The sequence below is a fragment of the Pseudomonas sp. NFPP04 genome (assembly GCF_900113815.1).
Classification (GTDB): Bacteria; Pseudomonadota; Gammaproteobacteria; order Pseudomonadales; family Pseudomonadaceae; genus Aquipseudomonas; species Aquipseudomonas extremorientalis.
Genome location: NZ_FOQS01000006.1, coordinates 1 through 19725 on the forward strand (window position 1 = coordinate 1; position 19725 = coordinate 19725).

Sequence of the window (19725 nt, forward strand, 5' to 3'; positions counted from 1 at the left end):
CGCAAGGGCGAACACCGCTACCACTACGACCCACTCAACCGCCTCACCCGCGCCGACCACACCCAAGCCGATCAGGAACGCTTCGGCCACGACCCCGCCGGCAACCTACTCATGCAAAACCGCCCCGGCCCCGACATCGTCGCCGGCAACCGCCTGATGATCCAGGGCGACCACCACTACGACTACGACGCCTTCGGCAACCTGATTCGCGAACGACGCGGCAAAGGTCACGCACTCGTCACCGAATATCGCTACGACTGCCAGCATCGTCTGATCGGTATTAAAAAACCCAACGGCCAGACCGCCAGCTACCGCTACGACCCGTTTGGGCGGCGTATCAGTAAAACCGTGGATGGGATTACTACCGAGTTCTTCTGGCAAGGCGACAAACTCATCGCCGAACACCACCAGGACCGCCACCGCAGCTACCTGTACGAACCGGACAGCTTTCGTCCGCTAGCCTTGCTGGAAGGCTTCGGCCCCAAGGAAACCAAGGCCTATCACTACCAACTTGACCATCTGGGCACCCCGCAGGAACTCACCGCCCCGGATGGCGAAATCGTCTGGTCCGCGCATTACCGCGCCTATGGCGAAATCAGCCGAGTCGACATCGGAAAAGTCGACAACCCGTTGCGCTTCCAGGGTCAGTATTTCGATCAGGAAAGCGGACTGCACTACAACCGCCATCGCTACTACAATCCGGATGTTGGTCGTTACCTGACGCCGGACCCGGTGAAGTTGGCGGGTGGGATCAATGCATACCAGTACGTGCCTAATCCTACGGGATGGGTGGATCCTTTAGGACTGAGTGCCTGTCCAGGTGGAGATAAGTGCAAACCAACCACCGAAGTTAAAGAACCAGAAACTAAAGCAAATACCAATGAGGGCGAACCATTCAGCCCCTCGACCTCAAATACCCCACCTAAAATGGGATACCACAAAGAAACCTATGCAAATAAACCAATTAAACCGGAAGAAACCGTCCGGAAGTGGGATGAGTTTCTAGGGCCAGGTCCTCACACGAACATCAATCCACGCACTGGAAAACCCGATCGCGACAGGATTGTTTCCGGTGATGCAAAAAGAAGTATTCGTTATGGCTCTCACGAAATGAGCAGCAAACCAAGCAAGCATCACTACCATGAGGAGACATGGACACTTGAGCTTAAAACCAGCACCATAAATGTAGACAACACCGTTGTTAGAGTCCCACTACCGAAGAAGTGAAATGAAGATACAAATTATCGAGGCGATGCCTGATGCGGAAACTTTGCTTGTGAGTTTCCACTCACCTGCGGGTAGCGGCACAGCTTTATGGGTGGGCATCGCGCCAAATTTAGGCGATGAGGTGGATGTCGAGTTCGACCTGGATGAAATTTTCTCTTGGGGGAAAAACATTACCCCCTCCTCCAGTAAAGTTCCGAAAATATCCCATACAAACGGCGTCACTCAAATAACAGCTGAGCTGATTCACGCCTCGGACAAAGATTGTGCAGCACTAAAGCTTGGCGGCTCAGTACTCCTGATTGAGCTAGACGGCCCCATCACTCAAAAATCAGGCTATGTTGACGTGAGAGCAACCAGAGTCCTGTTGTATCCAACAAACATTTAATACCTTCTACCTCAGAGCCAAGAATGGGCAATATTTACATCGAGATGCCTGCAAACTCATCAACCATAAGAAAAGTAATCGACCTAAACATCTTTGCGATCAAAAGCCGAACAGGCCTCTTTTTTTTCTTCTAGCTGATTAGAACCCATCCATTAATCCCTCACCCCCACGCCACCACCAACAACCCCACCCCCAACACCAGACACAACGGCGAATAAAAATACGTATCCCACCTCGCAAACCTCGACCCACCGACCTTCTTGAAGAACCCTACCAACTCCGAATCCCCAATTGCACGGGCAAACATCAGTACGGCAATCGCGCTGATGCCCCACTGCAACGCCCCATGGGATACCGCCGAGAAGTACAAGCCGGCGCGCAGGCACACCAACAGCGCAATGGCCACCAACCCCATCGCCACCAGGAACGTGCCCAGTGCCGAGGGCTTGAATGCAGGTCTGGGTCCGTTGGCAAATTCGCCGGGCAGTTGGGGAATGGCGGCCTGGAAGCCGAGTTTGCCGCCGGCGGCCCAGTACAGGTGGACCATGCTGATGCAGGTAAAAACGCCGACAATCCATCGTGCGACAACGAAGCTCATGGCTGGCTCTCCCTGAAAAGGTGCGAAACAGGATAGTCGCCCTGAGATTTTTTGCAGGCATTTCGTCGGCGGCTGATGGTAAAGTGCCGCCCCATGAAACTTGCCCGTGCCGACCGCTCGCTCATTGCCTGGATGCTCTACTGCTGCGTCCTGTTCAATGTGTTCGCCTGCAGTATCGGGCATGGGCAGATGGTCGGGATGCAGCTCAATGGCATCGGCGGCCAGTTTTGTACGGTGGACCCACGTACCCAGGCGCCCAAGCCGTCCAATTCCACTGAAGAGAATTTGCCGACGCTGTCCAAGGCGTTTGGCTGCCCGCTGTGTTCCACGGGCGGCATGGGCCCGGCGCTGAGTTCCAGCCTGAACGTGGCGGTGTTGCCACAGCCCCATGCTCCACCGCCTGCCATCGTCCTGGCTGCCGATATCCCTGCCCGCTTCACCTGGCCTGCGGCCAATCCGCGCGCGCCGCCTGCCTTCGCCTGATGCCTTCGCTTTCCGATCTGCACTGAGTACCGTTTCCGCAAGGAAGTACGGGCGGCTGTGCGTTGTTTTCAAGCCAAGTTTTTCAGGATTCAACCATGAAACATCTACCCCTGTTGGCAGGCCTGTTCGGCTGCCTGCCTGTCTGCGCCTGGGCCCTTGAGTTGGCCCCGACCACCATCGATGGCGAGCAAGCCGCCGAACCCGGCCTGGCCCTGGATCAATCCAGCGGCGTGGCGTCGCGGTTGGGCATGAGCGTGCGGGAAACCCCGGCGTCGGTGGCCATCGCCAGTCGCAGTGACATCGAGCGCCATGGCGCCAAGACCTTCCGCGATGCCGCCAACACCTTGCCCGGCGTCAACGCCAGCGCCCCGCCCGGGTTTGGCGGGTTTGTTTCCTATCGCGGCTTTACCAGCAGCCAGATCACCCAGATGTTCAACGGTATCAACGTCGCCACCGGCCTGGCCCGCCCCGTGGATGCGTGGATCTATGACCGGGTGGAACTGGTGGGCGGCCCCTCCTCGCTGATCAACGGCGCAGGCTCCGTGGGCGGCTCGCTCAACTACGTGACCAAGTTGGCCACCCGTGAGGAACAGGCCGCCGAAGGCCAGCTCACCTATGGCAGCTACAACACCGCCGGCATGGCCTTCGGCGTCAATCATGCCCTGACCGAACCTGGCGCCGAGGTGCAACATTACGCACGCCTGGATGTGAGCCGCAACACCAACCACAGCTATATCGACCGCGATCAGCGCGACGCGTGGAGCCTGGCGTTTTCCCTGCTCAGTGACCTCACGCCCGACCTGTCCCACACCCTGGCGCTGGAATACCAGGATGAGCACGAAGACAGCCCCTACTGGGGCACACCGGTGCTCAACCCCAAGGCAGGCGAGTTGAAGATCGACAGACACAACCGCTTCAACAACTACAACGTCGCCGACGGGCGCTACGAACAACGCACGATCTGGGCGCGCTCGATCATCGACTACCGGCTCAACGACAGCACCACGCTGAAAAACACCCTTTACCATTTGGACAGCCAACGCGATTACCGCAACCTGGAAACCTATCAGTACAACGCGAACAACACGGCGGTAAACCGCTCGACGGCCTATCAGGTACGTCATCAGGGCGAACAAAACGGCAACCAGTTCGAACTGCGCCACGACGATAGCCTCTTCGGCCTGTCGACTACCTGGTCCGGCGGCTTCGAGTACAAAGTCAACAGCACCACCAACACTCCGTGGAATGTGCCAGGCAACAGCACGATAGACCCGAACAACTTCGACCCCGGACACTTCTTTGACCTCCCGCGGACCCGGGAACGCTTCGGCAAGGACAAGACCAACGAAGTCACCACCAAGGCACTGTTCGTGGAAAATCGCCTGGGCCTTACCGACACATTGTCGCTGCTGACTGGCCTGCGTTATGACGCCATCGACCTGGATGTGACCAACCACCGTGCGATAACCGCCACCAACCCCCGCCACTTCAAACGCAACTGGGAACCGGTGACCGGCCGTGTAGGCTTGACCTATCAGTTCATCCCAACGGCTAATGTGTATGTGCAATACAGCACCGCCGCCGAGCAACCGAACACCACCACGCAAGTGTTTGATGTCTCGACGGGCAAGCAGTGGGAAGTGGGCAGCAAATTCGACTACCTGGACGGGCGTGGCTCGGCCACCGTTGCCGCATACAAGATCGAGCGCAAGGACTTTGCCGTCACCGACCCGCAGGACCCCACCAACAGCATTCCGGTCGGTGCGCAGTCATCCAAGGGGATCGAACTGGCCAGCTCGCTGCGCATCACGCCAAGGCTGCTGGCGGAAGGCAACTTCGCCTGGGTGGATGCCGAGTACGATGACTTCAACGAGAAAATCGCCAGTGGCGCCGTGGTGTCGCGCAAGGGCAACACGCCAACCAACGTGCCCAAGCGCGTGGGGAATCTGTGGCTGACCTATGATTTTGCCGAGGACTGGCAAGGGGGTGTGGACGCGCGATATGTAGCCCAGGTGTATGCAGACAACGCCAACACCCAGACAGTGCCGGCCTACACCCTGTTCGGAACGTTCCTGCGCTATAAGGTGGATTCGCACACCTCAGTGACGGGCCGGGTGCGCAACTTGACGAATGAGGTGTATGCCGAGTTTGCCCATGTGTCGCCGGCTTATTACTTGGGCTCACCACGAACCTTTGAGTTGGCGGTGCAGACCCGGTTCTGATCCTCGAATGCAACTAAATGTGGGAGGGAGCTTGCTCCCGATAGTGCTGGAGCAGTCAACCACGCGGTGACTGACTCGCTGCAATCGGTAACACCCCCCTCCCACACTTGCTTCACATTGAACTTAAAGATCCGTGGTTATTTCAGGCTCGCCTCAACCTTCTGCGCCACATCCTCAGTCAACCAGGCCTTCCACACCTCGGGATGCTCCTTGAGAAACGCCTGGGCCACCTCACGTGGCGCCGTGTGGTTCTCACTCATGCTCGCTAATGCCTTGTTCAACGGCTCAATCGGAAACTCGACCTTCTCGAAAAACTGCACAATCTGCGGATGCTCTTTCTGGAACGGCGTCGAGACCCCGATACTCAACTTCGACGCCAATGACCGGGTCGGCTTCGGATCAGGGTTATCCGCATCCGTCAGGGTTTTCCACGCCTCGGCATCAAACGGCGGCTCTTCCAGCTGGATCAACTTGTAACGCCCCATCAGCGGCGTCGGCGACCAGTAATAGAACAGCACCGGCTTGCCGCGCCGGATCGATGAAGCGATCTCCGCGTCCAGTGCCGCGCCCGAGCCACTGCGGAAGTTCACGTAGCTGTCGTCCAGGTCGTAGGCCTTGAGCTTCTGTTTGTTGACCACTTCCGAGGTCCAGCCGATGGGGCTGTTGAGAAAGCGCCCCTTGCCGGGGGATTCGGGGTCCTTGAACACATCCTTGTAGCGTGCCAGGTCCTTCACGCTCTTGAGGTCCGGCGCCAGGGGCTTGATACCTTTGGCGGGGTCGCCCTTGACTACGTATTCCGGCACCCACCAGCCTTCGGTCGCACCCTTGACCGTGTCACCCAGGCCCACCACTTTGCCTTCGGCCTCGGCCTTGACCCACACCGGGCTGCGGCCGGCCCACTCTTCGGCGATCACCTGGATGTCGTTCTTTGCCAGGGCGGTTTCCAGTGTGATGGTGGTGCCGGGCAAGGTATCGGTGGGCAGGTCGTAGCCCTTCTCGACAATCACCCGCAGCACTTCGGTGATCAGGCTGCCGCTTTCCCAGTTCAGGTCGGCAAAATGTACCGGCGCCTCGGCGGCGCTTACCGGCAACGTGGCCACTGACAGCCCCAGGGTCGTCAGGGACGCAGCCAACAGCGTTTTCAATCCTTTCATGCCTTCGCACCTCGCGATATCGCAGCCAATGGCGGACGGCTTTGCTGCGTATGCGCGAAGCCTCTGAATAGTTAAGTCAACTCAACTGTAGTAGAGGTTCCGGGAGATAACGGGTGTTCGCGTTTTTTTGCTGATTATTCACTGGCCTTGAAGGTGACCAGTTCGCCTTTGCGCCATTTGGCGGCCTTGCCGGTCACAGCCTTCAGGGTTTTGGTCAGGCCTTCCTGCAATTGCTCGTTGGCGGCGAACACCAGCATCACGCTGTGGCCTTCCTTGAACACGATGCCCTGGCCTTCGGCCGACGACACAAAGGCGTAGTCGCCCAGGCCATACACCGTCAACTTGATGTCGCGGAACTTCAATTCGAACTTGCCGCCCTCACGACTGGGCAATACCGCTGCACGAAAATGGTCGCCGACCTTGAGCTCAAGGCGTGGTTTGTCATCCACCACCATCGCCGCCTCGGTATCGATTTCGGCGATGTAAATGCCCTCCGGCGTCTGCTCGGTGATGTAGACAAAACGGGACTGGAACTGTTTGACCAACTTTGCGCGCAAATCACCCAGCACGAACAACGCGTGCATATCCAGATTACTGACTGCCAAGGAAACGCCCCCACATGGAAAAGAGCGCTGTCCGCCAGAGCGGGCAGCACAAAAAACGGCCATCACGGCACGATCACACAACTCATTCTTTGAAAAACTGAAGAAAATCCTGCTGTCGAGCCGAAAGACTAGTACAGACATGCGCGATGGGCCTTGTGCAAGGTCATCAGGCGCCACAGGAGATCACAGGTTCAACGGCCCGAGAATACGGGTCGACCAACTTCAGAGAATAACCCAATTAAAAATGCAGTTTTCCGACATGCATACACAAATAAACACGTTGTCATGGAACCGGACGCTGACTGCTGACGACAATACTAAAACAGCAGCATGGATCAAGACCACTCAAAACGCTGCAATCCAGTCATCCCGCAAGATCGAAAAGGAGCAGGCCATGCAACGATCACCCTACAGCGCTATGTCTTCGCAAACCCGTTCATCCTGTCAGGACGAGGCCCAATACTACCGCTTGAACAGCTTCGAGGGGTACCCGGATTCGGTTCTTTACCAAGTTGTACCTGCCGGCCGGAACTTCTTCCACGTGCGCGAAGTGCTAAGTGGCCGCATCAAAGGCTTCCGCAGCGACCATGTCAAGGCCTGCGAACTGGCCAAAAAACTCGAAGCCGTGTTGCACGCCCAACATGGAGCTATCGTTTCGTCCGCCCGGTAACTTTACCGCGCCGCCGACCCGCAACAACTGCCATACTGGCCCGTCCACTGAAGTTTGCGCCCCACGGGCCAGGTTTCTCCAGTGCAGTTATCTCCAAGGGAAGGCTCTACGTGACGAAATTTGATATCGGCGAATTTTTCATCCATGGCGACGCAAGGGAAGTAGACGGTGAGTTTCAAGCAGTGATCGTGATGCGGGCCAAGCCACCGCTGACCACTGTCAGCACGCACCAAGTGGAAAAAGACCGCTGGTTCAAAACCGTCGACGCAGCCGCCGCCGCTGCAAAAGAGGCCGCCAGGGCGTTAAAGACTGCCGTGGATGCCGGGGCCCTTAATTCCTGAACATTCGATAGAACTCCGCCGCGCTACAACCCTCCCATGCATAACGCCCCCCTGCATGGAGAACGAAATGGACGCGCCAATCCCCACCCTTGAAACCCTGTTTGAACAATTGGGCCTGGATTCAACCCCGGACGCCATCGATGCATTTATCGTCGCCCATCCGTTGCCTGAAGACGTGAAACTGATCGATGCGCCATTCTGGTCTGCACAACAAGCCAGCTTTCTCAAGGAAGAACTGCGTGACGACGCCGAATGGGCTATCGCGGTGGATGAGCTGAACCAGCGCCTGCATCAATCGCAATAAACACCCCTCAATGCAGGCTGTCTGACTGCTCCAGGCGCATCAGCGCCTGCCAGGCAGCCCTGCACTCCTCTGCCTCATCGCGACTGGCGAACGCCGTGCCGCGCTGCTCACCGTTGAGCAATACCACCCAACAGGCCTTTTGACCCAATGCCCGCAAGGCATGCGGTACACCACTGCCAATCATCACGGCGACATCGACTTTGTTTTGCATGGCGCTTCTCCGCAGCATTAGTTAGCTGGCTAACAATGTTGCCCATGCTACGGTTTTACGTCCGCTTGAAAAAGCTATTCCCGGAATAGCTCCCTTGCATAAACGGCAATAATCCTAACGTCAGCCTTTCGCGGCCTCGGGCTTGTAACCCAGGCGCAAACCGCCCCAGTGCCGGCCCTTGACCATGATCGGCACCGACAGATCGTGCATCAGCTCACCCGTGTCGCGGGTATAGGTTTGCAACAACACCGCCTGCTGATGGCTGCCGCAGCGGATTCCGGTACGGTCTTCAAACTTGCGTTTGGTGCGGTTCTGCACGGCGTCCACCTGCGCATCGCCGGTCAGCGCCTGGGAAAAAGCCTTGTTGTGGGTCGGCACATAGCCCTGGGGCGTGCAGGCAATGGCGAACACTAACCCTTCATGACGCGGCAACAGCGCCTCCTGGATCGCTGGCAATACCTGGTCGGTGTAGCCGTCGAAGCGGGTGTGGTACTTGATTGGGCTGGTATTGGCGATCGGCGTATAGCTGCGGTCGAACAGGTCGTCCAGGCTGATGCGGTTCTGTTGCACATCGGCTTCGAATTGCGCGGCAATCCGACTGGCACCTTCGCGGGCCAGGTCATAGATGCGCTGGTGATAGTCATCCAGCCCGACTTCCGCCAGGCGCTCGCTGATGGTTTCGGCCTGGCCTTCCATTTGTACGGCAGCATCCGCCAGCTGGCGGGTTTGCTGATCGCTGACGGCCAGGTCGCTGCGCATCTGCTCAACGGCATGGAACAGGCTGTCGAGCTGGGTGCGGTTGGTGTCGGTACCCTGGGCGATTTCATTGACCTGGCCTTCCACATCCGCCGCCAGGCTGGCGATATTTTGCAGTTGCTCGCCAGCGTGCTCTACCTGCTCGACACCGGTGTGCAGGTCCGCCGAGAGCTGGCGAATCTGCTCTACCACCTGAGCAGTGCGTTGCTGGATGTCGGCCACCATCACACCGACTTCATCGGTGGCCGTGGCAGTACGCCCGGCCAACCCACGCACTTCATCCGCCACCACGGCAAACCCGCGACCATGCTCACCGGCCCGCGCCGCTTCAATCGCCGCGTTCAGTGCCAGCAGGTTGGTCTGGCTGGCGATGGACTGGATCACCAGGGTCACCCGCTGGATTTCCTCGCTGCGCTGGCTCAAGGCCTCAATCAACTCACGGCTGGCATTGGCCCGCTGGCTGAGCTGGTGCATGCGGTTGATCGACTGAGCCAGCACTTCACGGCCTTCGGTGCTGCGCTGATGGGCCTGGCTCGCAGCCCCCAACGCCTCACGGCTGAGCTGGGAGGTGACTTTTTCGGTGCCGATCATCACCTCGGCACTGCTGACGATCTGCCTGGCCGCGCTCAACTGCGACTGCAGGCGCGCCGCCAGTTGCTTGACCGAATAGGCCACGCCGGCGGCGGAAAGTGCGTTATGGCTGGTGGTATACGACAGGTCGCGGGTCAGCTCGCCAATAGCATCGGCGGCGTCGGAAGCTGCAATCACTGGTGTGCGATTTTTCAGGCGAGGCAGCCAGATCACCAATAGGACCAGTGGCAGGCAAAGGTAGAGCGGCAAGCTGGCGAACGCTAGGCCCAGCAGTACCAGCACCAGGGCGGTGCTCTGCAACAACGGCGTGAGCCAGCCGGGCAGCCCGCGCGCCACCGGTTGCGGTGACACGGCTGCACCCATCAGAGGTCCGTCTCCAGCCATCTTCGTTACCCCACTGCTTGTCATTATTGTCACTGCATTAAACGCCACTATCGGGCCATTATCCATGGGCCTTTAGTGGGGTAGCTTGCAGCAGATCAATAGACAGGGTGTAACGGATCTTGCCCTGGGGAACCGCGTGGCGGCTCCCCAGCTTCAACGCATCAGGCTTGGCGCTGGTGCTTGTCGATCTGCTCGTGGCGCTCTTGCGCTTCGATGCAGTACTTGGTGGTGGGGCTGATCAGCAGGCGCTTGAGGCCGATAGGCTCGCCGCTGTCGTCACACCAGCCAAAGGAATCTTCCTTGATGCGTTCCAACGCGCGCTCAAGCTGCGGCAGCATGCGCTGGTCGCGGTCGATGGCGTTGACCAGCCAGGTACGCTCTTCTTCAACGGAAGCGGCGTCGGCCGGGTCGGCCGGGGTGTCCAGGCTTTCAATGGCGATACGGTTCTGTTCAATGCGCTCGTGGTGTTCCACTTTCATGTCTTGCAGCAACTTCTCGAAAAAAGCGTGCTGTTCGGCATTCATGTAGTCATCCGCCGGCATGGCCAGCAACTTTTCCTTTGTCATTGATTTCTCTATAAAAAATACGTGCATTAAGGCGAATAAGGGAGCGTTCCGGAAGGCCTCTGCAGGTCTCGGAAAGGCGCCGTCCATTTCAAGCGCCACCCGGCACTCAATTTACGAGGGGCGGCAGTCTAAGGCCGACTTGAGGGCGCAGCAACTGAAATGACAGGCATTTTTTCCCAGATAACCCCAAAAGGCACCAGGAAGGGCTTGGCGAATGGTTATCGGAGTGCGTTTATAGCAGGAAAGTTCGTGAAGCAGCTATAAGCCGCAAGCGGCAAGCGACAAGCTGCAAACATCAGCATGCTTGCAGCTTGAGGCTTGCCGCTGCGCCTCAGCGCTTGAGCTTGCGCTTGTTGCGGTATTGGTCGATGACCACAGCCACCACAATGATCAGCCCCTTGATGATGTCCTGGATATACGCATCCACCCCGACAAAGGTAAACCCGCTGGCCATCACCCCGAGGATCAGAGCGCCGATCACCGTGCCGGTAATGCGCCCTACCCCGCCCGCCAGGCTGGTACCGCCAATGACCGCTGCGGCAATCGCATCCAGTTCATAGGACATGCCCATGCCCGCCTGCCCGGTCGCAGCACGTGCCGAAGCCACCACCCCGGCCAGACCTGCCAGCAGACCGGCGATGCTGTACACGATGATCAGGTGGCGCTTGACGTTGATCCCAGAGGTGCGCGCCGCCTGCATGTTGCCGCCGATCGCGTAGGTGTACTTGCCGTACTTGGTGTAGCGCAGGGCTATGTGGAAGATCACCGCCACCACCAGGAAGATGATCACCGGCATCGCGCCGTGGCCAATGGCCGTGTACGAGTCCGAGAGCATGCTCACCGGCTGGCCTTCGGTGTAGTAACGCGCCAGGCCACGGGCCGAGACCATCATGCCCAGGGTGGCAATGAACGGCGGAATGCCGGTGACAGCAATGATGCTGCCGTTGATCGCCCCCGCCAACAGTCCTACGCCCAGCCCCATGGCCACTGGAATCCATACCGGCAAGTCGGTCAGGCTGGGGAACACCGCCCGGGAAAAATCGGACGTCTGCGCCAAACTGGCAGCAATCATCGCCGAAAGTGCCAGCACCGAGCCCGAAGACAGATCGATCCCCGTCGTGATGATCACCTGTGTCACGCCAATTGCCAGCAGGCCGATGATCGACACTTGCAGGATCATCAGCACCAGGCGCTGGGAGTTCATCAGGAAGCTCTGGTCGCGCACGATCCAGCCGAACAATTCAAACACCAGGCCAATGCCGATCAGCACCAGGAAGATGCTCAGCTCGGTGGGCATGCGTCGACGACTTTTGGTTGGCACCGTCGCAGGTTTGTTATCCGTTATTGCGTTCATAGCCCATCACCTTTTTATTCTGTACGTCAGTGGACTGCGGTCATCCCGGAGGCCAACTGCATGACTTTTTCCTGGGTCGCATCGCTGCGGTTCAGGGTGCCCATCAATTCGCCCTCGTGCATCACCATGACCCGGTCGCTCATGCCCAGCACTTCGGGCAACTCGGAAGAAATCATGATCACCGCCATGCCTTCGCTGGCGAGGAACGAGATCAGCCGGTAGATCTCGGCCTTGGCGCCCACGTCGATGCCCCGTGTCGGTTCATCGAGGATCAGCAGGCGCGGGTTGGTCATCAGCCAGCGCGCGAGCAAGGCCTTCTGCTGGTTGCCGCCGGACAAGGTGTCGATGCACTGCTCAAGGGACGGGGTTTTCACCCGCAGCTTCTTGCACATGTCTTCGCACAGCGCCCGCAGGGCTTTCTGCTGGATAAAGCCGTTGCCGGTGTAGTGCGGCAGCACCGCCATTTCCATGTTTTCCAGCACCGACAGGCACGGGAACAGGCCACTGAGCTTGCGGTCCTCGGTCAACAGGGCAAAACCTTTCTCGATGGCCATGTGCGGGTCGGTAATGCGCACCGCCTTGCCATCCAGGATGATCTGGCCGCCGCTGCTGGGGGTGATGCCGAAAATGGTTTCGGCCACGTTGGTACGGCCCGAGCCCATCAACCCGGCGATGCCGAGGATCTCGCCGGCATGCAGATCGAAGGACACGTCCTTGAACACGCCGTCCAGGCTAAGGTCGCGTACCGACAGCAGCAGATCGCCGATGGGCGTCTCGCGCACCGGGAACAATTGGCTCAGCTCACGGCCGACCATCATCGAGATCAGGCTGTCGCTGTTCATGCTGTCGGCGCGCTGCAGGCCGATGTACTGGCCGTCGCGGAACACCGCCACTTCATCGGCGATGGCGAACACTTCGTTCATTTTGTGCGTGATGTAGACGATGCCTTTGCCCTGGGCCTTGAGGTCGGCAATGATCGAAAACAGATGGGCCACTTCCTTCTCGGTAATGGCCGAGGTCGGCTCATCCATGATCAGGATATCGGAGTCATAGGACACCGCCTTGGCAATCTCGACCATCTGCCGTTCGGCGATGCTCAGGTTGCCCACGTGTTCCTCGGGGTCCAGGTTGATGCGCAGGCGCGCCAGCAACTCGGCGGTGCAGCGATGCATTTCGCGGTGGTTGACCATGTGCAGGCTGTTGAGCTGCTCGCGGCCGATCCAGATGTTCTCGGCGATGCTCATGTGCGGCATCAGGTTGAGTTCCTGGTGGATCATCGCGATCCCGGCCTTCTGGGCCGCCAGGGGGGTTTCAAACACAATCGGCTTGCCGCGCAGGCGAATCTCGCCGGCATCGGGCTGGTAGATGCCAGCGATGATTTTCATCAGCGTCGACTTGCCCGCACCGTTCTCGCCCATCAGCGCCAGCACCGTGCCAGGGCGAACGCGCAACTGCACGTCGGCCAGGGCCACGACGCCGGGAAAGCCTTTGCTGATGTTGACGATTTCCAGCAGGTAGGGTTCGTCCAGCGGCAGCGGCTGGATACCGGGAGGCTGCGAGACAGCGGCTTGAGCGAGCATAGGGAGGTACTCCATCGGCAAGGCGGGCACGACCGCCCTGCCGGCTTATTGTTGTTATGTAGGGACTACTTGAAGTCTTTGACGTTGTCCGGGGTGATCAGCTGGAACGGGATCACCACGTTCTGCTCGATGGGCTCGTTCCGGGCCATCTTGCGCGCGGTCTCCACCGACTTGTCCGCCTGGCCCTTGGCATCCTGGAAGGCCGACACGGTCATGTCCCCCTTGGTGATCGCATTCAAGCCGTCCGGCGTGCCATCGACACCAGCGATCAACACGCCCTTCTTGCCCGCCGATTTCAGCGCCATGGACGCGCCAATGGCCATTTCATCGTTGTTGGCCAACACCGCGTTGAATTCACGGCCCTGGGTCAGCCAGTCGTTGACCAGGGTCATGCCCTTGTCACGCAACCAGATCCCGGTCTGTTCCTGTTCGATCTTGATGCCCGGGTATTGGGTCAGGACTTCCTTGACCCCCTTGGTGCGGTTAGTGGTGGAGTTGTTCGCCAGATCGCCCAGCAGGATCACGATATTGCCCTTGCCGCCGAGCTTTTCGGCGATGTACTGCATCTGCAGCTTGCCGGCCTCGACGTCGTCGGAGGTCACCGCCGCTACGCCCGGCGCCAGGGTCGGGCTGTCAGGACGGCGGTTGACGAACACCAGGGGGATTTTCGCCGCCGTGGCGGCCTTGATGATGTTGGCTGTCGACGCGGTGTCCACCGGGTTGACGATGATCGCGTCGACTTTCTGGCTGATAAAGTTCTCGACCTGGCTCAACTGCTTGACCACGTCGGCACGGGCATCTTCGAACTGCAACTGCACGCCGTCACCCTTGGGGTAGGACTTGGCTTGCTTGTCCATGTCTTCGCGCAGGTAGGTGAGGAAGGTGTCATCGAAGGCGGACATGCTCACGCCTATCTTGAGATCGGCAGCCGCGGCAACACCGCTGGCGAGCAGCATGGACAAGGCCAGCGCGGTAAAACGGATCGGGGTCTTCATGAACGGTCTGTCTCCACTTTCTTGTTGGTTTTCTGGACGTTGCGTTTATCAGAGCTCGGCAGGCAGCCGGACGACCGGCGCGCCGGGAATGCAGCACACCAGCGCGCCCTGGTTTTCGACGCACAGCACATTAAGGAAGGAGAAGTAGAACGGCCGAGCGCGGGGCAGTCCGCGTGGCGTGTGGGCAGGGCGTAAAACTCGCAGTACAGCGTTGAAGATTTTCATCTGACGGTACCTGGTTGTTTTTGATCTTGTTTTTGTTGAGTCGCCAGGATCGAGTCCGGACGTACCTTCTGCAACCTGGAAAAGACTTTATTGGAAAATAATTTCCATATCAACACTATTTAGAATTTTGTTCTATTTTTATCGAAATCTCCTACAGCAGAGCTGTCTCGATCACTTGTCGGCGCTCCGCGCTCAGGCGCGCGGCGTCCAACAGGCGAGTGGTTTCCAGCGCCTCATACGCATCCACCGGCAGCGGTCCCTGCCCTTGCACGGCTATTTGCAACTGGCGATAGAACTGCGTCCAGCAGCCTTTCTCCGACGGCACTCGCTCGCGTTCCGCGCCTTGCTCGAACCAGCCCCAGCGTCGGTGTTCCTCTGCCCCCCAATGCTCGCCTTCGGTTTTCGGCGACTTGCCGGCCATCAACGCTTCTTCCTGACCGTCCAGGCCGTCGACGGTGTAGCAACCGGCGGTGCCACTGACTCTGAAACGCGGGGCCTGGCAGTTCTGCAAGGCATTGCCCCACAAGTGCGAGATGACGCCGTTGGCATGGGTCAGGGAGACAAAAAAACCGTGGTCCACCGTGGGGTGTTCGGCGGTGTAGTGCAACTGGGCGAACACCCGATCCACCGGGCCGAACAGTTGCAGGGCCTGATCGACCAGGTGGCTGCCCAAGTCGCGCAGCCAGCCGCCACCGCTGGCGTTGCCCACGGCTTGCGGGCTGTAGCGTTCCACGCGGGATTCAAAGCGGGTGATTGTGCCCAGGGCGCCGGCATCGATGAGTTTGCGCAGGGTCAGGTAGTCCGAGTCCCAGCGCCGGTTCTGGTAGACGCTGAGCAGCGAGCCCTGGCGTTCGGCGGCTGTGATCAATGCCTGGGCCTGTTCGGCGCTGGCGGCGAAGGGTTTGTCGCTGACCACGGTTACGCCGTGTTCGATGGCCTCGAGTACCAGCGCGGGGCGGCCCTTGAGGGTGGTGGAGATGACCAGGGCGTCGACGCCGGCTTCGACGATCTGGCCGATAGAGTCGAAGGCCTTGAGGCCTGGGTGGTCGGTTGCCAGTTGCTGGCGGCGTTCCGCAGACCTGGTGACCACGCCGACAAATGTGGCACCGGCCAATGTGGCAATCAGCGGCGCATGAAAGAAGCGCCCTCCATGGCCGTAGCCGACTAGTCCGATTCGCATACCTACACTCCTTGCTTGAAGTGAAAACCCGATTCAAATGTGGGAGGGGGCAAGCCCCCTCCCACATTTTTCACAGCATTTCTTCAGTGATTCAGCCGTAGAAACGCGGGCGATCCGGCAAGCTCACCTTCACAATCTGCTCACTGCCCTGCGCTTCAATACACGCATCCGCCGCCACCGCCGCGGCAAAGCCATCCCACGCCGACGGCCCCCCGACCTGCCCCGCGCGCACACTGTCGATGAACGCCTGCAATTCCACGTCATACGCACCGATAAACCGATCCTTCCAGTCCATCAGGATCGCGTTGGACAGCTTCGCGCCACTGCGCAGTTGCACCTGGGAAGGCTCCGGCAGCTTGGCGATGCCGGTCTCCCCCACCACTTCACACTGGATGTCGTAGCCGTACTGGCAATTCACAAACACTTCCACGTCGATGCGCGTGCCCTTGGCGGTTTCCAGCAGCACAATCTGCGGGTCACGCAGGTGGGCCAGGGCCTTGCTGGATTTGCGCGGGAACACCACCTGCACCGACACGTAGTCGTCATTGAGCAGCCAACGCAACACATCCAGCTCGTGGATCAAAGTGTCGGTGATCGCCATGTCGGTCTTGTAGTTTTCGCCCACCGTCGGGTTACGGTGCGCGCAGTGCAGCATCAGCGGCTCGCCGATCTGGCCGCTGTCGATCACGGCCTTGAGTGCGCGATAGCCTTCGTCATACGGGCGCATGAAGCCGACCTGCACCAGGCGCTTGCCGTAGGCGACTTCGGCGTCGACGATCCTGCGACAGCCCTCGGCGGTGACCGCCAGGGGTTTCTCGCAGAACACCGGTTTGCCGGCGGCAATCGCTGCGAGCACAAACTCTTCGTGGCTCGGTCCCCAGGACGTCACCAGCACGGCCTCGACCTGCGGCGAGTTGATCAGCGCATGGCCGTCGGCGTACACCTCGGCGTCCAGCTTCAAATCGGCGACGACCTTGGCGGCCTGCTCCAGGTTGATGTCAGTCACCGCCACCACCTGGCTGTTGAGCAAGGTCTGGCTGCAACGACGGATATGGTCCCGGCCGATAGCGCCTGTACCGATGACACCTAGCTTCAAAGACATACAAACACTCCTCTTGTTATTAGTACTGCCGGGCCTTCGCCAGGTGTTCATTGAGTTTTTTCGCAGCGGCATTCGTGCGTTCGCTGGTGGACACTTGCGCCACACCCACTCGCCACCACGACAGGTAGCCGTGGACCATGGTCTTGGGCAGCACCTTGATATCGATCAGCGTCGACACCGTTTGTATACGCGCATCCGCCAGCGCGGCTTCGAGTTGCTCCACGGTGCTGACCTTGTAGGTCTTGCAGCCATAGGCCGCCGCGCTCATGGCGAAGTCCACCGGCACCAGGCCGCCGTCAAGCTTGCCGCTCTCGGGGTTGCGGTAGCGGAATTCGGTGCCGAAGCTGTCCATGCCGTTGCCGATCTGCAGGTTGTTGATGCAGCCGAACGCCATGTTGTCGAGCAGCACCACGTTGATCTTGCGCCGCTCCTGGATCGAGGTGGCCAGCTCCGAGTGCAGCATCATGTAGGAGCCATCGCCGACCAGCGCGTACACCTCTTTAGTCGGCTCGGCGAGTTTCACGCCGAGCGCCGCGTTGATCTCGTAGCCCATGCACGAGTAGCCGTATTCGACGTGGTAGGTGTTGACGCCCTTGCTGCGCCAGGCGCGTTGCAGGTCGCCGGGCAGGCTGCCGGCGGCGGCGACGATGATCGCGTCGTCGGCCAGGGTCTGGTTGAGCACACCCAGTACACGGCTCTGGGTCAGGCACGAGCCGGTCAGCTCGATGAATTCACGCAGCACGCCACGGTCGAGACGGTCGTCGACCTCGGGCACAAACCCGTCGCCGTCATATTCCACCTGGTGCACACGATCCACTTCGGCGTCCAACTGCGCCTTGGCCGCGACGACCTGCCCACCCCAGCCGGAGCGGTAATCGCCGAGGGCATCGGCCAATGCTTCGAGGGCGACCTGCGCATCGGCCAGCACTTGCACGCCGTCGAGCTTCAAGGCATCGCAGGGGCTGACATTGAGGTTGAGGAACGTCACCTCAGGGTGCTTGAACAGCGATTTGGACGAGGTGGTGAAGTCGGTGTAACGCGTGCCCACACCAATGATCAGGTCGGCCTCGGGCGCCAGCAGGTTGGCCGCCAGGCAGCCGGTTTCGCCAATGCCACCCACGTTCAGCGGATGGCTGGAGACCACGGCGCTCTTGCCCGCCTGGGTCTCGGCGAAGGGAATATCAAAGCGTTCGGCAAAGGCTTGCAGCGCGGCATTCGCGCCGGAGTACTTAACACCGCCACCGCAGATGATCAGCGGCTTACGCTTGCCCCGGAAGGCGGCCAATGCATCACCGATCATCGCGCCGGTGGCCGGGCGACGCTCGATACGGTGCACACGTTTGTGCAGGAAATAATCCGGATAATCCCAGGCCTCGGCCTGCACATCCTGGGGCAATGCCAGGGTCACCGCGCCGGTTTCAGCCGGATCGGTGAGCACACGCATGGCGTGGATCGCGGCGCTCATCAACTGCTCGGGGCGGTTGATGCGGTCCCAGTATTTGCTGACCGAGCGGAAGGCATCGTTGGTGCTGATGCTCAAGTCGTGGAACTGCTCGATCTGTTGCAGCACCGGGTCAGGCTGGCGGCTGGCGTACACATCGCCGGGCAACAGCAACAACGGGATACGGTTGGCCGTGGCGGTCGCGGCGGCGGTCAGCATATTGGCAGCGCCTGGGCCGACGGACGCCGTACACGCGTAGATCTTGCGGCGCAGGTGCTGCTTGGCGAACCCGATCGCCGCATGGGCCATGCCTTGCTCGTTGCGACCCTGGTGCACCACCAGGTCGCCGCTGTCCTGCTCCAGGGCCTGGCCCAGGCCCAGCACGTTGCCGTGGCCGAAAATGGTGAACACCCCGGCGACGAACTTGCTCTGCACGCCATCGACTTCGATGTATTGGTTGTCCAGGAACTTCACCAGGGCCTGGGCCATGGTCAGTCGGGTTGTGGTCATGTCGCGCCCCTTATCGTTTCTGCAGGTGGGCGATGCTTGCGCCCAAGGCCTGCTGGATATCCACCAGCCCGTGCACGCTCTCGGCAAACGGCTCGAACGACAGGTAGCCGCTGTAGCCGGTGCTGAGCAAGGTGTCGATCTGCGCCGCATTGCCGAGGATGTCGCCCTCGCCCACCAGCACGCGGTGGCCGTCGCGAATCGAACTCAGCGGCGCTTGGGCATCTTCGACGCCGGAGATATGCACCAGGCCGGTCAACTCCGGGAAGAACTCATGTTCGCTGGCCAGGTGATGATGGAAGGTGTCGTGCACCAGGCGGAACACATCCAGGCCGCCGATAGACATGATCGCGTCCACCGCCACGCGCTTGCGCCGCAGCGCACACTCTTCAAAGCCCAGGGGCTCGATAAACCCGAGGATGCCGTACTCGCGCAGGATCGGCGCCAGCTCGCTCAAGGCCGTGCGCAAGCCGGCTGCACGCTGGGCTTCGTTGCGGGTGTCGCCCGGCTCGTTGAGCGGGCACATCACCAGGCCCTGGGCGCCGCACTCGCGGGCGTAGGTCGCCATCTGGATTGCCTGGGCACGGCGCTCGTCGTTCCACACATCAAAGGGGTACAGCGCGTTGATCGACAGCACCGTGATGCCCTGCACCGCGCACAACTCACGCACGCGGCTGGCCGGGGTGCCGAACTCGATCTGCTTGTCCGCCAGGTCATTGCGCAACTCGATGGCATCGCACTTGAGCGCCGCCGCCAACTGGATGAAATCCGGCAGGGACAGGTTGGGCGCGACCATGCGGTTAAGGGCGAAACGTAGAGGCGACTTCATTGTTGTTATTCTCCG

21 protein-coding genes are annotated in these 19725 nt (G+C 59.9%); 7 read left to right on the top strand and 14 right to left on the bottom strand.

Going from position 1 to position 19725, the window contains the following annotated elements:
* On the top strand, positions 1-1227 hold a 1227-nt coding region (locus tag BM017_RS14645; RefSeq protein WP_139216860.1), incomplete at its 5' end, for an RHS repeat domain-containing protein.
* A gap of 1 nt (position 1228) precedes the next feature.
* Entirely contained in the window at positions 1229-1612 is a 384-nt protein-coding gene (locus tag BM017_RS14650) for a hypothetical protein (protein ID WP_092245540.1), read from the top strand.
* 160 nt (positions 1613-1772) lie between these two features.
* Here BM017_RS14650 and BM017_RS14655 read toward each other — a convergent pair whose 3' ends face one another.
* Positions 1773-2210 (bottom strand): DUF3995 domain-containing protein, encoded by a 438-nt coding sequence (locus BM017_RS14655; protein WP_058425721.1) that lies wholly within the window; start codon positions 2208-2210, stop codon positions 1773-1775.
* Between the two features lie 93 nt (positions 2211-2303).
* Here BM017_RS14655 and BM017_RS14660 point away from each other — a divergent pair, with 93 nt between their 5' ends.
* Together BM017_RS14660 and BM017_RS14665 are read left to right on the top strand one after the other, a co-directional pair.
* Complete coding sequence (locus tag BM017_RS14660; RefSeq protein ID WP_058425722.1) at positions 2304-2693, top strand: DUF2946 domain-containing protein; 390 nt, start codon at positions 2304-2306, stop codon at positions 2691-2693.
* Between the two features lie 95 nt (positions 2694-2788).
* Positions 2789-4915 carry a TonB-dependent receptor gene (locus tag BM017_RS14665; RefSeq protein WP_092245544.1) on the top strand — a complete coding sequence of 709 codons (2127 nt, stop codon included), beginning with the start codon at positions 2789-2791 and terminating at the stop codon, positions 4913-4915.
* A 137-nt stretch (positions 4916-5052) separates the two neighbouring features.
* On the opposite strand, the gene BM017_RS14670 is transcribed toward BM017_RS14665, so the two are convergent.
* On the bottom strand, positions 5053-6069 hold the full coding sequence (locus BM017_RS14670; protein ID WP_092245547.1) for an ABC transporter substrate-binding protein: 1017 nt from the start codon (positions 6067-6069) through the stop codon (positions 5053-5055).
* Positions 6070-6203: 134 nt separating this feature from the next.
* Entirely contained in the window at positions 6204-6653 is a 450-nt protein-coding gene (locus BM017_RS14675) for a hypothetical protein (RefSeq protein ID WP_050554011.1), read from the bottom strand.
* A 265-nt stretch (positions 6654-6918) separates the two neighbouring features.
* Here BM017_RS14675 and BM017_RS29360 point away from each other — a divergent pair, with 265 nt between their 5' ends.
* From BM017_RS29360 to BM017_RS14690, 3 genes are all read left to right on the top strand, one after another.
* Positions 6919-7344, top strand: coding sequence for a hypothetical protein (locus tag BM017_RS29360; RefSeq protein WP_256572997.1), 426 nt, complete (start codon positions 6919-6921; stop codon positions 7342-7344).
* A gap of 110 nt (positions 7345-7454) precedes the next feature.
* Positions 7455-7685 (top strand): hypothetical protein, encoded by a 231-nt coding sequence (locus BM017_RS14685; RefSeq protein ID WP_092245550.1) that lies wholly within the window; start codon positions 7455-7457, stop codon positions 7683-7685.
* A 67-nt stretch (positions 7686-7752) separates the two neighbouring features.
* Entirely contained in the window at positions 7753-7989 is a 237-nt protein-coding gene (locus BM017_RS14690) for a DUF2789 domain-containing protein (RefSeq protein ID WP_092245554.1), read from the top strand.
* A 7-nt stretch (positions 7990-7996) separates the two neighbouring features.
* Here the strand turns inward: BM017_RS14690 and BM017_RS14695 are convergent, their stop codons facing one another.
* The 11 genes from BM017_RS14695 to BM017_RS14740 all read right to left on the bottom strand — a co-directional run bounded on the left by BM017_RS14695 (position 7997) and on the right by BM017_RS14740 (position 19710).
* Positions 7997-8200, bottom strand: a complete 204-nt coding sequence (locus tag BM017_RS14695; RefSeq protein ID WP_071490052.1) for a hypothetical protein — start codon at positions 8198-8200, stop codon at positions 7997-7999.
* 120 nt (positions 8201-8320) lie between these two features.
* On the bottom strand, positions 8321-9997 hold the full coding sequence (locus BM017_RS14700; protein ID WP_371914598.1) for a methyl-accepting chemotaxis protein: 1677 nt from the start codon (positions 9995-9997) through the stop codon (positions 8321-8323).
* 95 nt (positions 9998-10092) lie between these two features.
* Complete coding sequence (locus tag BM017_RS14705; protein ID WP_003191666.1) at positions 10093-10497, bottom strand: TraR/DksA family transcriptional regulator; 405 nt, start codon at positions 10495-10497, stop codon at positions 10093-10095.
* 331 nt (positions 10498-10828) lie between these two features.
* A complete protein-coding gene (locus BM017_RS14710; protein WP_016975559.1) occupies positions 10829-11851 on the bottom strand; it encodes an ABC transporter permease in 1023 nt (340 codons plus the stop codon).
* 26 nt (positions 11852-11877) lie between these two features.
* The gene (locus BM017_RS14715; protein WP_092245559.1) at positions 11878-13431 is read right to left on the bottom strand and encodes a sugar ABC transporter ATP-binding protein; all 1554 of its coding nucleotides are present in this window, start codon (positions 13429-13431) and stop codon (positions 11878-11880) included.
* A gap of 65 nt (positions 13432-13496) precedes the next feature.
* Positions 13497-14426: a sugar ABC transporter substrate-binding protein gene (locus BM017_RS14720; RefSeq protein WP_071490055.1), complete on the bottom strand. Its 930-nt coding sequence runs from the start codon at positions 14424-14426 to the stop codon at positions 13497-13499.
* Between the two features lie 48 nt (positions 14427-14474).
* Positions 14475-14651 (bottom strand): hypothetical protein, encoded by a 177-nt coding sequence (locus BM017_RS29135; RefSeq protein ID WP_163033238.1) that lies wholly within the window; start codon positions 14649-14651, stop codon positions 14475-14477.
* Positions 14652-14802: 151 nt separating this feature from the next.
* Complete coding sequence (locus BM017_RS14725; protein WP_092245562.1) at positions 14803-15831, bottom strand: Gfo/Idh/MocA family protein; 1029 nt, start codon at positions 15829-15831, stop codon at positions 14803-14805.
* A gap of 91 nt (positions 15832-15922) precedes the next feature.
* On the bottom strand, positions 15923-16933 hold the full coding sequence (locus tag BM017_RS14730) for a bifunctional inositol 2-dehydrogenase/D-chiro-inositol 1-dehydrogenase (protein WP_092245565.1): 1011 nt from the start codon (positions 16931-16933) through the stop codon (positions 15923-15925).
* Positions 16934-16952: 19 nt separating this feature from the next.
* Positions 16953-18884 (bottom strand): 3D-(3,5/4)-trihydroxycyclohexane-1,2-dione acylhydrolase (decyclizing), encoded by a 1932-nt coding sequence (gene iolD / locus BM017_RS14735; RefSeq protein WP_092245568.1) that lies wholly within the window; start codon positions 18882-18884, stop codon positions 16953-16955.
* A 10-nt stretch (positions 18885-18894) separates the two neighbouring features.
* The gene (locus BM017_RS14740) at positions 18895-19710 is read right to left on the bottom strand and encodes a TIM barrel protein (RefSeq protein WP_092245571.1); all 816 of its coding nucleotides are present in this window, start codon (positions 19708-19710) and stop codon (positions 18895-18897) included.
* Between the last annotated feature and the right edge of the window lie 15 nt (positions 19711-19725).